The following is a 14,943-nucleotide window of genomic DNA, read 5'->3' as shown; positions in this document are numbered from 1 at the left end:
TGAATAATTGGGCAACACCTTCGTCGGTTAATTGATCAATCCCCTTTTCCAATTGCTTGGACTTCATCGGATCCAAGTTGATGAGTTCCTTGAAAATCTCCGGCGAAAAGCTCGGGATTCCTTGATAATTCATTACTTCCCCTTCCGTCAGCGTATCGCCAATTTTAAAGGTACCCGTGTCGTATAAACCTATTACATCGCCCGGGAAACCTTCTTCCACCACCTCTTTATCTTGGGCCATGAAATTGTAGGGATTCGCGAAACGTACGTTTTTCTTTAATCGAATATGTTGGTAAAAAGTATTCCGATGAAACACCCCCGAACAGATGCGCAAAAACGCGATCCGGTCACGGTGTTTCGGATCTAAATTGGCATGTATCTTAAACACAAAACCGGTAAATTTCTTCTCATTCGGCTCCACCAAACGCACATCCGTTCCGCGGGCTTGGGTGGGTGGAGCGATTTTGGTAAAGGTGTCCAACAATTCTTGTATACCAAAGTTATTGACCGCCGAGCCAAAAAACACTGGCGCCAATTCCCCACTTAAATATTCTTCACGGTCGAAGGTTTCGTACACGCCTTCGATTAATTCCACATCTTCACGCAATTGGTTGGCGTCACGCTCTCCCACGCGTGCATCCAAATCGGGCGTTGCGATATCCACCGAAACCACATTCTTTTCAATCTTCGTTTTATTCGCTGAGAACAAGTTCAATGAGCGATCCAATAAATGGTAAACGCCTTTGAAGTTTTGGCCCATGTTAATCGGCCAAGTCAACGGACGCACCGAAATGCCTAATTTTTGTTCCAATTCATCCAGTAGGTCAAAAGGATTTTGACCTTCACGGTCCATTTTATTGATGAAGATAATAACAGGCGTCTTGCGCATGCGACACACTTCCATCAAACGCTCCGTTTGTTCCTCGACACCCTTCACGCAGTCGATCACCAAAATAACCGAATCCACGGCCGTCAAGGTCCGATAGGTATCTTCCGCAAAGTCCTTGTGACCCGGTGTATCCAGGATATTGATTTTTACATCATTGTACTCAAACGTCATCACGGATGTCGCAACCGAGATACCTCGTTGGCGCTCGATTTCCATAAAGTCGGACGTTGCCCCCTTCTTAATCTTATTTGATTTCACCGCCCCGGCCGTTTGAATAGCCCCTCCAAAGAGTAGCAATTTTTCCGTCAGGGTCGTTTTCCCCGCATCGGGGTGAGAGATGATACCAAAGGTCCGTCGTTTGGCAATTTCCGCGTCAATCTTTTGCATAATGATAAATCAAGGTGCAAAAATACGCCAAAAATATCGCTTAGGCAATTTTGTAGACATGCGATACCTTAACGATATGTAGAGACGCGATACCTCGCTTCTTACAAAAAAATAGACGCGAGGTATCGCGTCTCTACAAAAAATCCTCCAACGTCTAAAGTCTAATTGTTTGCAAGTCCCCCACACAATCTGTAGTTTGCAACATAATTCACAAGCCATCCATGAAAAATATTCTATTTTTTCTATTCGCAAGCTTCGCCGCAAGCGCGCAAATACTCTCTCCTATTCAAAAATCGCATCCCCAAATGGATGACAGGCGTCTAGCTTACATAGACACCGTGATGGAGGAATACATTCAAAAAAATTGGCTCGTTGGGTCTACGATACTCGTTGTCAAAGACAATGCGGTCGTTTATCATAAATCACACGGACTTGCTGATTTAGCGAATAAAAAACCCATGCCCGCCGATGCCATTTACCGCATCATGAGCCAAACTAAGGCCATCACCAGCGTAGCCATCATGCAACTTTTCGAACAAGGAAAACTGCGATTAGATCAAGCCGTTGGCGATTTTATCCCCGAATATGCAAGCCAAAACGTCCTGAAAGAGTTTAATCCTGCGGACTCATCGTACACCACGGAACCGGCGAAACGAAAAATCACCATTCGTGATTTATTGAGCCATCGTTCTGGCATCGACTATGCGGGAATTGGCTCCGATAATATGAAAGCCATTTATGCAAAAGCTGGTATTCCATCGGGATTAGGCAATATTAATGCACAATTACTAGACAAAATGAAAGCTTTAGGGCGCCTGCCTTTAGTACATCAACCCGGGGAAAAATTCACCTATGGATTAAACACCGACTTGCTAGGTTGTCTCGTGGAAGTCATTTCAGGCAAAACATTGGACGAATACTTCAAGGAAAATATTTTTGAGCCCTTGGGCATGAAGGATACTTATTTCACGGTTCCGTTAGAAAAATCTTCCCGTATGCCAAAAGTCTATACGGAAAATGCTGAAAACCAAATAATTCCTTGGGACCCTACTTTCCGCAATTTGGACCCCAACTATCCTTTGTTCCCACGCACCTATTTTTCAGGTGGCGCAGGACTATCCGCTTCGACCTTCGACTATGCCATTTTCCTTCAAATGCTGGTAAATGGTGGAATGTATAATGGTAAGCAAATTCTTGGTCGCCGAACCATCGAGCTCATGACAAGCCCACAAATCGCTATTGGGAATGATCATTTCGGATTAGGGTTTAGAATTACATCGAAGAAATCCGCTGACCAGAATATGTTTTCCGAAGGAACGTACAGCTGGGGCGGCTACTATGGAACGAGTTATTATGTGGATCCCAAAGAGAAGTTAATCACGTTGATCATGACGCAACATACACCTAATTCACATGGGGAATTCAATCAAAAAGTAGAAAACATCATCTACAGCAGTTTGAAAAAATAGCTTCTACGCACGGGTTGACGCCTGAAGGCCCGTGCGGTGGCGAACGCTGCCGGGGTCATGACCCCGGCAGCGTGGTCACACCAGGCGCCAAAGCCCTAACGATTTTCAAATTACATTTCGTATTTTTGAAACTGATAATCTGAAGCATGCAAAAAATCGTCATTACCATCTGTTCCATTAACTACCTCGCTCAGGCCAAAACGCTCGGCGACTCCTTAATGAAACATAACGCAGATTATACGTTTTTAATTGGATTGGTAGACAAACTCGATGCCTCTCAGGTGGACAAGAACCTTTTGCCCCCTTACCCCCTCGTAGAGTTGCACACCATTGGCATAGAAGACCTCGATGAAATGTGTGCGCGTTATGACATCACCGAACTAAATACAGCCGTAAAACCGTACTTTTTAGACTACGTCTATCAAAACTTTCCTGAAGCCCAACACGTTCATTATTTTGATCCCGACATCACTATATACCAACCGCTTACGGAAATTGAAAAGGGACTTGAAAACCACAGTTTGTTTTTGACCCCACACACGTTAAAAGCCTACCCAGATGATGCCTGCACCCCGAATGAACGCGGACTATTAAACACGGGTTTATATAATTTAGGATTTATTGGCACCAAACGCAGCGAAACCACTAGCCAATTTCTCCAGTGGTGGAAAGACCGATTATTTGATCAATGTTACATCGATTTGGCCAATGGGATGTTTGTCGATCAATTGTGGGTAAATTTTGCTCCCATTTTTTATGAGGACGTCTACGTTAGTAGAAACCTTGGACTGAATATGGCCTATTGGAACCTACATGAGCGCCAGTTGACAAACGATAACGAACCCTATTTAGTCAATAATAAGGATCTCTTGGTGTTCTTTCACTTCTCGGGTTACTCCCCAGAGAAACCCACCAAAATTTCAAAATACCAAGACCGATACACCTTCCAGGAAAAAGGGGATGTTGCCAGCTTATTCGATTATTATGCCCAGGCCTTAATCGCTAATGGCCATAAAGAATTAAAGCAATATAGCTGCTTCTACATCAAACCTATCGCAAAAGCCCCTGTTAAACGTTATTTACGTGTTCGCAAATATATGAGCATGCCTTTCCGCTGGATCATAAAGCTCATTGAGCATGCATAAAAAAAGTCGTACATTAAAAACGCACGACTTTCTCTACTCTGTGTTCTAAAATTTAATCTTTATCGGAAAAAACGAGCAAGCGCTTCAATCAATATATCCTTTGAATTTCAATAGCTCAACAAAGGTCTACATTTTATTCTCCAAAATTGTTTAACTGGGTGTGGACTTGTCCGACTTTCGAAAATTTGGACAGCAAGAATTATTAATTCGCCATTTCCGATATCTTTGTTGTGTTATAACACAATATCTGTTCTAAAATATCAATGTTTCTATTTAATGCCCTTTTGAGTTTATTTATCTCTGTCATACTCGTTATTTTTAATTGGCGAGAAAACAAGAACACCATTTATTTGGGCGCTTTTTTGATTATCATTTCCATTTATAGCCTAACACATTACTTTTCCGTATTTGGTAATTCCACTTTTTGGTTGGCAATCTTTTATGGAAATTTTTCGCCCATCATGATGATGGCTGGGCCATTCTTATTTTTCTATGTTCGAGGCATTATTCGAGATAACTATGTAATCGAAAAAACCGATTTCTTACATTTTATTCCGGCCCTAATCGTTTTTGTAGGTAACATCCCCTATTACCTAACCCCATTTTCAGAGAAACTTGTGCTTGCGGAAAGGATAATAAATGATATGGATCAACTGAAGTATGCGAGCATAAATTTCATTTTTCCTATTTCCGTAAACTACGTCATGCGGGTTACAACCTTGCTAGTATATGGAATCTACAGTTATTACAAAGTTTGGCAATACCGACCTAGCACAAAAAAATCACTCCCGACCGAGCAATATTTATTAACCTATCGCTGGTTAAATATGTTCTTCATATCATTGATTATTTTATTATTTGCCTTTGCATTAATAACTAGTGATTTCATCCAAAAAACCCCCAAAGAAACCTACGGAGAATTGAATTTAGTGCATAGCCTTAGTGGTATTATGTTCACCTTGCTATCAGGTAGTCTGCTGTTTTTTCCCCAAGTCTTATACGGTTTTCCGGTGTATAAAGACCAAAGCAACATGCGAAAAACCAAAATACCCGCTGTTCAATCAAAACGTCTAAACCATCAAGACGACGATTTAGACGAAGAAGATAACCCATTTATTGAATTGAGAGATCAGATTAATGCCTATTTGGAGGACGAAAAACCCTATTTAAATCCAGATTTTTCAATTGGAGATTTAGCTATTGCGCTGAAGGCTCCTCAACATCACGTCTCCTATTGCTTACGGGTATTATTCAAACAAAGTTTCCCCAAACTAAAGACAACCCTACGCATTCAGTATGCGATAGAAATGATGAATTCTGCCGAATTTGAACATTTAAGTATTGAAGGAATAGGCCAAATGGCTGGATTTAGCTCGCGATCAAGTTTTTACTCCGCTTTTCAGGCTGAAATAGGCTGCTCGCCTGGGGAATACCTTGAAAGGAAGTAAGAGGTAAGAGGTAAAATGCCTTCGGACTGACAACTAGCGACTAACCTACAAGATCGAAAACTCTACCCGTCTATTCTGTGCTCTTCCCTCCTCCGTTTCATTTGTGGCTTTTGGCTTCTTAGATCCATAACCTTTCGACTGAATCCGCGCCGCCGGAATACCCGCCGTTAACAGATAGGTTTTTACCGCATCCGCACGCGCCTGTGATAAAGCATTGTTAATTGCATCGGTACCCGTATTATCCGTATGTCCGCTGATCTCAATTCGTAGCGCTACATTGTCAAGCATCACCTGAACCATCCGCTTCAACTCGGGCTCTGATTCGGGCGTTAGTGTCGCCTTGTTTAATTCAAAGAACAAATTATTCACCGTAACCGTACTTCCTTTTGCAATCGGCACGAACGATAAATCCCGCCCGTCTAACTCCAAATATCGGCCCCGCATTTGGCTTAAATCCAAATGCAAGGAACTTGGTAAAAACCCATCAGCTTTCGCCGTGATTCCATAATTCGTACCATATGGCAATACCAATTTATATTGCCCAGAACCAGGATCAGGAGTTGCTTGCCCAATGATCTTACCCGTTTTCAAATCTTCATAACTCACCGAAGCCCCCGTAGGCACCTTACCCGTTGCATCACTCACTTTTCCGGATAGCAAAACAACCGCCTCTGAACTCTCTGAAGATGTAATCCGTGGACTCGACTTAACATCCTGTTGCAAAATCGGCTTCGCCTCCGCTGCATCGACTGCCGCAGGTTCAGGCTCTTGCTCAATCGCAATTCGGAAAATGTCTTTTTTCCCAGACTCCGTCGAGGATAAAAAGTACGCGTAGTCCCCTTTGGCCGCCAAGGTATAATACGCATCATATGTACTCGTATTTACCGGAGGGCCGATATTCACTGGTTTACGCCATGATGACCAGCCATTTCCTAAACGCTTCGTTAAATATATATCGTGAGAACCCTGACCCCCTGGCCGGTCCGACGAAAAATACATCGTCCGCCCATCAGCTGCTAAATAAGGTGTCGTTTCAGAAAACTCGGTATTAATTCCATCGCCCAGGTTCTCAGGTCTAGACCATCCCGAAGCCCCCAAAAGGCTAACATAGATATCATCCCGATCGCTATTTTTCTTCTCAGCAAAGGCTAATAACAACGCCTTCCCGTCCATGGACAAATAGGCATATTCGTTTTTCCCCCGACTAAGCTTCTCGTAACCTGGAATATTGATTTTTTCAGGAGTAGCCCAGCCTCCCACAACCTTTTGAGATAAAGAAAATCCACGCGATTCATATACCCCATTGATATAAGCGCCCTTCAATAGAATGGTTTGGCCATCTGGCGAAATCGATAAAATCGTATTGTACTGATCACGATTTAATACGTCTGGCATCCGTCGCGCCGTACTCCACACATCCCCAACTCGCTCACTAAACCATATGTCCTGAGAGCCCGCGACAGTCTCTGAACCCTGCGTCCCAAATCGATTGGATGGATGACTCTTCCGGCCAAAGTACAAGGTCTTTCCGTCTGGCGCCATGACCGGATTCAATTCCGCGAATTCGCTGTTTACAGCCGAACCAAGATTCTCTGGCTTTTTTTGGCCAAAACCGAGGTAAGACACCAACAAGAAAAGCAAAACTACCCGCGATAAATCCATTTTTTTTCCATTTTCTCTGGCTCATACGCCATGATGTAATCAACCAATGCCTCCGGATTATCTTCCACTTGCAATGCTTCTAAATTAGGGGATTTCAAAAACCCTTCATCGACCATGTGTTGCAATTGAGCTAATAAATGATCATAATATCCATTCGTATTTAGAATGGAAATCGGCATTTGATGTAAATCCAATTGCTTCCATGTCAACATCTCAAACAACTCATCCAAGGTTCCAAAGCCTCCGGGAAGCGCGATGACGCCATCAGCCAACTCCGCCATTTTTTGTTTCCGACTGTGCATCGTTTCCGTCACATAGCATTCTTGAATTCCCTTATGCTTTACCTCCCAAGGTTCCATAAACGAAGGAATTACGCCAATCACATGTCCGCCTAAACGCAAATATTCATCTGCCAAAACCCCCATTATACCCACGCTTCCCGCACCAAAAATCAAATTACAATCGTACTTTTTAAAGGACTGCATCAAGGCTTTGGCCTCTGCCTCATAAATCGGGTTATGCCCTTTAGAAGAGCCGCAATAAACTAAAATCGTTTTAGACATGTAGTATTTGTGTTAACGCATCCTTCAGGCGCGTATATGTAAACGAAAAATGTAACTCTTTTTGTATTTTCTCCGACGAAACAAAATTTCCTCCCGTAACCAAAGCCGCCATCTCGCCTAGTACTAAACGCAAGGCCCAAGCCGGTACCTTTGGCCACCAAACAGGACGATGATAGACCGCCGCAATTTGTTTTGTCATTTCCGCATGTGTTACCGGTTCTGGCGCAACGGCATTATACACTCCCCTCGCACTTTCATCCGTCAGCACACAAGCAAACATCTTGACCAAATCCTGAATATGAATCCACGATTGACCTTGAGTCCCTCGTCCTAAAATCACGCCAGCAAACCAGCGAATCGGTCGAGCCAATACAGGGAAAATTCCCCCATGTGCCCCTAGGACTAAACCAATCCGTAGTTTAACAACGCGATACACAGGTACTTCATCTACTGCCTGTTCCCAAGCAAGCGTACAAGTACTTAAAAAATCGTGGCCAGCAGGTGTATCTTCCTTACATAATACCTCCCCAGAATCCGCTCCATAATATCCAATTGCCGATGCAGAAACTAAGGTCCGCACCTGATGTTTTCGGGTTTTTAACGCCTTCGCCAATAAAGCAGTCGAGGCTACACGCGAATGAATTAATTCTCTCTTCCGCGCTTCCGACCATCGTTTATCCGCGATGCCCGCTCCTGCTAAATGCACAATCGCATCGATGTTTTCAAAAGCATCTTCCACTAAATATCCCGTGGAGATATCCCAACCATTCCGGCGTGATAAAACGCGCGTTTGGTGCCCCAATGCCTCCAAGTGGCTTTGGAGTTCTTTCCCTATAAAACCCGTTCCACCGGTGATGAGGATGCGCATTAATTTCCTTTTTTGATGGCTTGGTAAATTACCTCATTAATTCCTGTCCGAATATTGGCATCCGATATTTTGCTATTATTGCGCGTTGGGTAAACCCGATTCGACAAGAAGACATAAACCAAATCCTGTGTTGGGTCAACCCACGTATAGGTTCCTGTAAATCCCGAATGACCAAAACTGGCCCCACTCGCGGATGCTGCCGCTGAAATACCAGCCCGCTTTCGATCGGGTTTGTCAAAGCCAACCCCGCGCCGCGAATTCTCTTCTACCGAAAGCGGGTATGATGTCCATTGTTTAACCGTCTTTTCTTCCAAAAACTGTTGGCCCCCATAATACCCATTTTGCAAATACATCTGCATCAATTTCGCTAGATCATTGGCATTCCCAAACAACCCCGCATGACCACTAATTCCATCCAATAAAGCCGCTCCCTCATCATGCACCTTCCCATGAATAAGTGTCTTTCGGAATAAAGAATCATATTCTGTAGGAACAATGCGCGCCATTGGAAAATACTTATCTGCTTGGTAAACCAGCGTACTTGCTCCTAAAGGTTTATAAAAGGTTTCCGACAGGAAATTAGTCCAGGTTTTTCCGGTAATCCGAGGGGCAATTTGGGGCAATAAATAGTAAGATAAATCCGAATAAATATATTCCTTTTTGTCCCGAAGCGCCGAGTTTTTTATCGCGTCAGTCACCTGCGCACTGATGCTACGGTGTGCCCACAAATTCGGAGCCACCTGAATCGGATACTCTTCAGATGATGCATAGGAAAGCGTCTTCGGTTTCCAGCGCGTCACTTCATTCTTGATATCAACACATGCTTCCCAAAGGTTTTTTTGAGAACGAATGATTTTCTTAACCCGTTCTTCGCCTGCATTCTTGGTTACATACTTTTCCAAAACGGAATAGCCCATGTCGCCTTTGGCATACAATTGATTAAACTTCTTGCTATGAACGATCATATCCGTACTATCGATGTAATCCTGCCAAAAAGGAATCCAAGCCCGTAAACGTGCCTGGTGGGTTAGCACATCCAAGTACTTCAAATCTTTCTTGTTGCTCTGCGCAAAATCAGGAATTAATTCTCCCATGGTCGCATCCAAAGAAAACTTACCCTGATCTTGCCATTTCATCAATGCCGGAACAGACGTTGAGATTTTTGTTATAGAGGCTAAATCATAAATGTCGGTCTTCTTCAAAGGTTCCTTAGACTCGTAGGTCTGAGATCCAAAAGCCTTGTGGTAAATTACTTTTCCTTCTTTGGCAATCAATACCACAGCACCCGGGGTAGCTTTAATGTCAATCGCTTTCTTTGCCAAAGAGTCTACATGCTTATTCAAATATGCGCCTGAAATTCCCACGGATTCAGGTAACACATTGTATTGTAAACGCCCTAAGCTCGGGGTAATTATGCCCATTCCCGCTGGATAATCTGCAGATGCACTAACGGGCATTTTGCCTTCCGCTGAAATACCACCAAATAATAAAGACGCCGCCGCTTCTTGTTGGGCCACCCCATCCTGATAGGTCATCACCAAACCTCCCAAATTCTTTATATTCTCAAAAGATTTCAAGGTGAAAGGGTTTGCAAAATAAGATAGGATGGTTTTGGGCGTTGAGAAGCGCTTCACCAATGCCTGAATCTGGGATTTAATGCCGTAGTTATTGACCGGCCGATAAGAAATCCCGTGCAAGCCCATAAGAACCACATTGTAGTTCGTCAGCGCCTTTTCTACGCGTGAAATAGTAGTATCAGCACTTGATTCGTCTAAGTAGAAATGATCCATTTCCACATAGTTTTGCGCTAATTTTTGGAATTCCGTAGGAAATGTTCCGCCATAATTAGCCTTACCTATAGCCAATGTCGCAATCTTCAAGGTATCCAAGCGACGCAAAGGAATTAAATCGTAGGGGTTTTTTAGTACCGTTGCCGACTTCTCCGCGAGGGTTCTTTTGAGTAAATCCGCTTGAAGTGGATTGAGGTCATTGATCAGATTTGTCATATTAATCGCTTGGTAACGATCCAATCCCGCCCATGCTTTCGCATTCAAGATACGCCGAACACGTTTATCAAGTTCGGCTTCGGTAATTTCGCCTTCCGTTAAGGCTTTCTTGATTGCATTAAATGCGGCAGGCACGTCAACGAATGTTTCCAATATATCATTCCCAGCTAAGAATGCTTTCACATTTGCTTGGCCTTCAGGGAACATTTTGGTAGCCCCTTTCATGTCCATAGCATCCGTAAATACAAGACCCTCAAATTTTAATTGGTCACGAAGTAAGTTGGTCACGATAGGTTTAGACATGGAAGAAGCCAAATTCGCTGTTGAATCAAGAGATGGAATGCTTAGGTGAGCCACCATGACCCCTTGAAGACCTTTTTTGATGAGTTCAGCATAGGGAAACAATTCCAGGCTATCGAGGCGAGCGCGGTTGTGGTTAATCACGGGAATATCGTAATGGGAATCAACGCCGGTATCACCGTGGCCAGGAAAATGCTTGGCAGAAGTTATTATGCCGCCTTTTTGCAATCCGCGCATGTAGGCAAGTGATTTGCTTGTGACCGCATCGCGATTTTCCCCAAAAGAGCGGAAGTTGATTACGGGATTATTCGGATTGTTATTCACATCTACTACCGGTGCGTAATTTATATGAATGCCCATGCGTTTGCATTGTTGGGCAATTTGAAATCCCATTTTCTCAATGAGAGCTTCATTGCCTTGCATGGCTCCGAGCGTCATTTGGTAAGGATAACGGACAGTGGAATCAAGGCGCATGTTGAGCCCCCATTCTAAATCCATGCCGATAAACAAAGGTACTTTGGACATCGCCTGAAGCTTATTTACCAAACGCGCCTGGTTGGTGGGATATCCAGCAAAAAGGACAAATCCCCCCACGTGGTATTTGCGCACAATCTCATAAAGCCTTGCGGTGTCGTACGTTATGTTGGTATTCCCTCTTGGCATTAGCACCTGGCCGATTTTTTGATCGACCGACAGGCTTTTCATGACGGAATCCACCCATTTTGATTTGGTATGGGGGAAGAGGTCGGTTTGGCTAAAAGCTTTATTGCCTACGGAGAAAAGCAGCAGGCCGAAGAGAATACGTTTGATCATGATAAAAAAGGTAATGGATTGTGAAAATACGGAATCTTTGGGATTTTTTTGCTTGGATTTTCGTAAGCGGGAAAGGAATTGTATTTTTGAAGCTTAATTAAGATGAACGTATGAGAAAAAAAATTGTTGCTGGAAACTGGAAAATGAATAAGACGGCTGCTGAGGCATTCGTGCTAGCTACCGAAGTAGCTCAATTAGTAAAGTCGGAGGTTCCTTCTGACGTACAAGTAATCATGGCGACGCCAGCCTTGTATTTAACCGGTGTTTCTCAAGTCGTTGAGGGCATTGAAAATTTAGCTGTTGCGGCACAAAACTGCCACGAAAAAGCGTCTGGTGCTTACACAGGTGAGATTTCGGCGGTACAATTGGCATCAGCTGCGATTCCTTATGTATTAATAGGTCACTCGGAGCGTCGTGAATATTTTGCAGAATCGAATGAACAATTGGCATTGAAGGTAGACGCAGCTTTAGCCAATGGCATTACACCTATTTTCTGTTGTGGAGAGAGTTTATCCTTACGCGAAGGGGGTGATTTCTTAGCTTATGTCGCGGATCAATTAACGGCGAGTTTGTTCCATTTATCTGCTGAGGAGTTCGGCAAAGTGGTTATCGCTTATGAGCCTATTTGGGCGATTGGGACGGGCTTAACGGCTTCGGCTGGGCAGGCACAAGAGATGCATGCGCACTTACGTGTTCACATTGCTGCAAAGTACGGCGTAACGGTAGCAGATGATTGTTCCATTTTATATGGCGGTTCTTGTAATGCTAAGAATGCACAAGAAATATTCGCGGGTCCAGATGTGGATGGCGGGTTGATCGGTGGAGCTTCGTTGATCGCCGCAGATTTCATTACGATTGCGAAATCATTTTAATCGGTAAACGCTGCCGGGGTCTGAAGACCCCGGCAGCGTTACTCCCCGAACGCATTATATTCCAAAAAAGTATATCATTATGTTGATAATCGCATTTGACGCGGACGACACCCTTTGGGTAAATGAGCCCTATTTTCGTACAAGCGAAGAGGCGTTTGCGGCGCTATTTGAAGATTATTTACCACAGCATACTACCCAGCAAGAACTTTTTAAAACCGAGATGGACAACTTAGCACTTTATGGCTATGGGGTGAAGGGTTTTATGCTGTCTATGGTGGAAACGGCCATTCGGATTACAGATGGGAATTTGTCTGCTGAAGGCACAAATCGGATTATAGAAATTGGGAAAGAATTACTGAATCGGCCTATTGAAATCTTGCCGCATGTGGAAGAAGTCCTACAAGCATTATCATCAAAATACCGTCTTGTTGTAGCCACAAAGGGTGATTTATTAGATCAAGAAAGAAAATTAAAAAAGTCTGGTTTAGCAAAATACTTTCACCACATAGAAATTATGTCGGATAAAAAACCAGCTGATTATCAGAAATTACTCCAGCATTTAGACGTTGCTCCGGATCAATTTATGATGATTGGAAATTCGTTGAAATCAGACATTCTTCCGGTGTTGGACTTGGGTGGACATGGAATTCACATTCCATTTCATACTACTTGGGCACATGAAATGGTGAGTCATCCGGTAGAACACCCAAACTTTCGAGCGATCGAACACCTAGACGAAATTCTCGCGTTTTTATAAATTCAAAACTTTAATGAAAAGGATCAGGCAGTTTATCAATAACTTGATATGGCTTTGTCCTATTGTGGCGTTTAGATTAAAATCAGGGCTAAAATAATCAGTTTATTCGGCAGAAAAGTTTTTCTGGGAAGAGGGGGTGAAAAGGTGACGCTGCCGGGGTCTTCGACCCCGGCAGCGTCTACCAACGACCACGACAAGGTTATATTGTCCAATAAAATGATTTAAACGCCCTCTGCGACAACTTCTTTCACCGCTGGGACCATACGAGTCATCAAAGTTTCAATGCCCTGTTTAAGGGTCATTTGAGATGAGGGGCAACCCGAGCAAGAGCCTTGCAACAATACCTTCATTTGACCAGTAGCTTCATCAAAGGAATGGAACGAAATAGCACCGCCATCTGATTCAACGGCAGGCTTTACATATTCTTCCAGCACTTGCTTGATTTGGCTAATAAGTTCTGAATCTGAGGATTCCCCTTCCTCGGCAAATTCAGTAGTAGGCAAAGAAAAAACAGGCTGCTTCTCGGCAAAATACTTCTTTAAGTACTGCTTGATTCCGAACAACTCATCCTCCCAAGCCGCATTCTCCGTTTTGGTCAACGTGATGAAATTCGAAGTAATAAAAACCCTACGAACAAACTCGAAGCCAAATAATGCCACGGCCAACGGAGAGTTTTTCTCTTTGGTCAAGCCATCAGATGGTTGCGTGTAATCGAAAGACATGCCATCAGGCAATAATTCCACATTAAAAACGAATTTCATCGAATGTGGATTGGGCGTAGATTCCGTATAAATTGTAACAGGTGAGGTAAGCATAAAAGGGGAGTTATATGGCTTAAACCGACAAAAACGGAATAAGTTTGCTAAAAATAAAAAAAACCTGACACTTTCGTATCAGGTTTTCCATAAAATTTTAACTGATTACTCAGCTGCAACTTCTTTTTTCTTTGCTGGAGCTTTTTTAGCTTTTGGAGCTGCTTCAACGGCAACTTCAGCAACTGGCGCCGCCTCCACTGCTGGAGCTGCTGCTTTTGCTGGAGCTTTCTTTGCTACAGGTGCTACCGGAGACGCTGCTGCCACTGATGGCAAAACGTGCACGAATGAACGACCTTTAAATCCTTTTTTGAATGCAACTACACCATCCGCTAAAGCAAACAATGTGTGATCTTTTCCAAGACCTACATTTTCGCCTGGATTGTGTGCTGTTCCTCTTTGACGAACAATTATGTTCCCAGCGATAACTGCTTGGCCTCCAAATAACTTAACGCCAAGACGTTTACTATGTGATTCGCGCCCGTTTTTCGACGATCCGGCGCCTTTCTTATGTGCCATGTTTTTTTATTTTATGCGTACAATACGCTAATGTTCAATTATTTAACAGAAATACCCTCAATTAACACCTGTGTCAAATCTTGACGGTGTCCATTCATTTTTTGGTAAGACTTTCTACGTTTCTTTTTGAATACCAAAACCTTTTCTCCACGAACGTGAGCTAAGATTTTAGCTTTTACAGTCGCACCAGCTACTGTGGGTGCTCCTACGGAAATCTTTCCGTCATTGTCAACAAGTAATACCTTGTCGATAACCAGTGCAGCGCCTTCCGCTCCCGCCAAACGGTGGGTATATACGGTACGGTCTTTTTCTACTTTAAATTGCTGCCCGGCAATTTCTACGATTGCGTACATTTTATATGTATTTAAGTGAAACAATCCCACGAGGCCAGGTCGTTACCTTTATAAAGCCTTTTAAATGGGGTCGCAAATAT

12 protein-coding genes and 1 pseudogene are annotated in these 14,943 nt (G+C 43.4%); 5 read left to right on the top strand and 8 right to left on the bottom strand.

The features are described 5' to 3' along the window. Positions 1-1,276 (bottom strand): peptide chain release factor 3 (locus ACIQZ2_RS06960; protein WP_395768130.1); only part of this gene is annotated, 1,276 nt, incomplete at its 3' end. A gap of 221 nt (positions 1,277-1,497) precedes the next feature. On the opposite strand from ACIQZ2_RS06960, the gene ACIQZ2_RS06955 reads away from it, so the two are divergent. The 3 genes from ACIQZ2_RS06955 to ACIQZ2_RS06945 all read left to right on the top strand — a co-directional run bounded on the left by ACIQZ2_RS06955 (position 1,498) and on the right by ACIQZ2_RS06945 (position 5,338). Next, on the top strand, positions 1,498-2,745 hold the full coding sequence (locus ACIQZ2_RS06955) for a serine hydrolase domain-containing protein (protein WP_395768129.1): 1,248 nt from the start codon (positions 1,498-1,500) through the stop codon (positions 2,743-2,745). A 146-nt stretch (positions 2,746-2,891) separates the two neighbouring features. Then, positions 2,892-3,890, top strand: a complete 999-nt coding sequence (locus ACIQZ2_RS06950) for a glycosyl transferase (protein WP_395768128.1) — start codon at positions 2,892-2,894, stop codon at positions 3,888-3,890. A 263-nt stretch (positions 3,891-4,153) separates the two neighbouring features. After that, positions 4,154-5,338, top strand: coding sequence for a helix-turn-helix domain-containing protein (locus ACIQZ2_RS06945; RefSeq protein WP_395768127.1), 1,185 nt, complete (start codon positions 4,154-4,156; stop codon positions 5,336-5,338). 45 nt (positions 5,339-5,383) lie between these two features. Here ACIQZ2_RS06945 and ACIQZ2_RS06940 read toward each other — a convergent pair whose 3' ends face one another. Genes ACIQZ2_RS06940 through ACIQZ2_RS06925 form a run of 4 tightly spaced genes read right to left on the bottom strand, consistent with a single transcriptional unit; the run spans position 5,384 to position 11,550 of the window. Beyond that, the gene (locus ACIQZ2_RS06940) at positions 5,384-7,000 is read right to left on the bottom strand and encodes an OmpA family protein (protein WP_395768126.1); all 1,617 of its coding nucleotides are present in this window, start codon (positions 6,998-7,000) and stop codon (positions 5,384-5,386) included. Beyond that, complete coding sequence (locus ACIQZ2_RS06935; protein WP_395768125.1) at positions 6,982-7,563, bottom strand: TIGR00730 family Rossman fold protein; 582 nt, start codon at positions 7,561-7,563, stop codon at positions 6,982-6,984. Before ACIQZ2_RS06935 ends, ACIQZ2_RS06940 begins: the two co-directional genes overlap by 19 nt. Next, positions 7,556-8,431 (bottom strand): TIGR01777 family oxidoreductase, encoded by an 876-nt coding sequence (locus ACIQZ2_RS06930; protein WP_395768124.1) that lies wholly within the window; start codon positions 8,429-8,431, stop codon positions 7,556-7,558. The genes ACIQZ2_RS06935 and ACIQZ2_RS06930 overlap by 8 nt, the downstream gene beginning before the upstream one ends. Further along, on the bottom strand, positions 8,431-11,550 hold the full coding sequence (locus tag ACIQZ2_RS06925; RefSeq protein ID WP_395768123.1) for a glycoside hydrolase family 3 N-terminal domain-containing protein: 3,120 nt from the start codon (positions 11,548-11,550) through the stop codon (positions 8,431-8,433). The genes ACIQZ2_RS06930 and ACIQZ2_RS06925 overlap by 1 nt, the downstream gene beginning before the upstream one ends. Positions 11,551-11,660: 110 nt before the next feature. On the opposite strand from ACIQZ2_RS06925, the gene tpiA reads away from it, so the two are divergent. Next, positions 11,661-12,422 carry a triose-phosphate isomerase gene (gene tpiA, locus ACIQZ2_RS06920; RefSeq protein WP_395768122.1) on the top strand — a complete coding sequence of 254 codons (762 nt, stop codon included), beginning with the start codon at positions 11,661-11,663 and terminating at the stop codon, positions 12,420-12,422. A gap of 79 nt (positions 12,423-12,501) precedes the next feature. Continuing rightward, the gene (locus ACIQZ2_RS06915) at positions 12,502-13,179 is read left to right on the top strand and encodes an HAD family hydrolase (protein WP_395768121.1); all 678 of its coding nucleotides are present in this window, start codon (positions 12,502-12,504) and stop codon (positions 13,177-13,179) included. A 221-nt stretch (positions 13,180-13,400) separates the two neighbouring features. Here ACIQZ2_RS06915 and ACIQZ2_RS06910 read toward each other — a convergent pair whose 3' ends face one another. The 3 genes and pseudogenes from ACIQZ2_RS06910 to rplU all read right to left on the bottom strand — a co-directional run bounded on the left by ACIQZ2_RS06910 (position 13,401) and on the right by rplU (position 14,863). Then, positions 13,401-13,994, bottom strand: coding sequence for a NifU family protein (locus ACIQZ2_RS06910; protein ID WP_395768120.1), 594 nt, complete (start codon positions 13,992-13,994; stop codon positions 13,401-13,403). Between the two features lie 258 nt (positions 13,995-14,252). Next, a pseudogene (gene rpmA / locus ACIQZ2_RS06905) lies at positions 14,253-14,510 on the bottom strand (50S ribosomal protein L27); the annotation flags it as partial. A gap of 38 nt (positions 14,511-14,548) precedes the next feature. Then, positions 14,549-14,863, bottom strand: a complete 315-nt coding sequence (rplU, locus tag ACIQZ2_RS06900) for a 50S ribosomal protein L21 (RefSeq protein WP_395768119.1) — start codon at positions 14,861-14,863, stop codon at positions 14,549-14,551. Between the last annotated feature and the right edge of the window lie 80 nt (positions 14,864-14,943).

This window comes from Aquirufa sp. (assembly GCF_044342065.1).
Lineage (GTDB): Bacteria > Bacteroidota > Bacteroidia > Cytophagales > Spirosomataceae > Aquirufa.
The sequence above is the reverse complement of the archived record's forward strand: the minus strand, read 5'-3'. Positions and strand labels throughout refer to the sequence as shown.

What these genes read in the sequence shown, in the direction of transcription:
- rplU (WP_395768119.1), bottom strand. Translation starts at nt 14,863, where the DNA reads ATGTACGCAATCGTAGAAATTGCCGGGCAGCAATTTAAAGTAGAAAAA.
- ACIQZ2_RS06925 (WP_395768123.1), bottom strand. Translation starts at nt 11,550, where the DNA reads ATGATCAAACGTATTCTCTTCGGCCTGCTGCTTTTCTCCGTAGGCAAT.
- tpiA (WP_395768122.1), top strand. Translation starts at nt 11,661, where the DNA reads ATGAGAAAAAAAATTGTTGCTGGAAACTGGAAAATGAATAAGACGGCT.
- ACIQZ2_RS06940 (WP_395768126.1), bottom strand. Translation starts at nt 7,000, where the DNA reads ATGGATTTATCGCGGGTAGTTTTGCTTTTCTTGTTGGTGTCTTACCTC.
- ACIQZ2_RS06950 (WP_395768128.1), top strand. Translation starts at nt 2,892, where the DNA reads ATGCAAAAAATCGTCATTACCATCTGTTCCATTAACTACCTCGCTCAG.
- ACIQZ2_RS06935 (WP_395768125.1), bottom strand. Translation starts at nt 7,563, where the DNA reads ATGTCTAAAACGATTTTAGTTTATTGCGGCTCTTCTAAAGGGCATAAC.
- ACIQZ2_RS06910 (WP_395768120.1), bottom strand. Translation starts at nt 13,994, where the DNA reads ATGCTTACCTCACCTGTTACAATTTATACGGAATCTACGCCCAATCCA.
- ACIQZ2_RS06915 (WP_395768121.1), top strand. Translation starts at nt 12,502, where the DNA reads ATGTTGATAATCGCATTTGACGCGGACGACACCCTTTGGGTAAATGAG.
- ACIQZ2_RS06955 (WP_395768129.1), top strand. Translation starts at nt 1,498, where the DNA reads ATGAAAAATATTCTATTTTTTCTATTCGCAAGCTTCGCCGCAAGCGCG.
- ACIQZ2_RS06930 (WP_395768124.1), bottom strand. Translation starts at nt 8,431, where the DNA reads ATGCGCATCCTCATCACCGGTGGAACGGGTTTTATAGGGAAAGAACTC.
- ACIQZ2_RS06945 (WP_395768127.1), top strand. Translation starts at nt 4,154, where the DNA reads ATGTTTCTATTTAATGCCCTTTTGAGTTTATTTATCTCTGTCATACTC.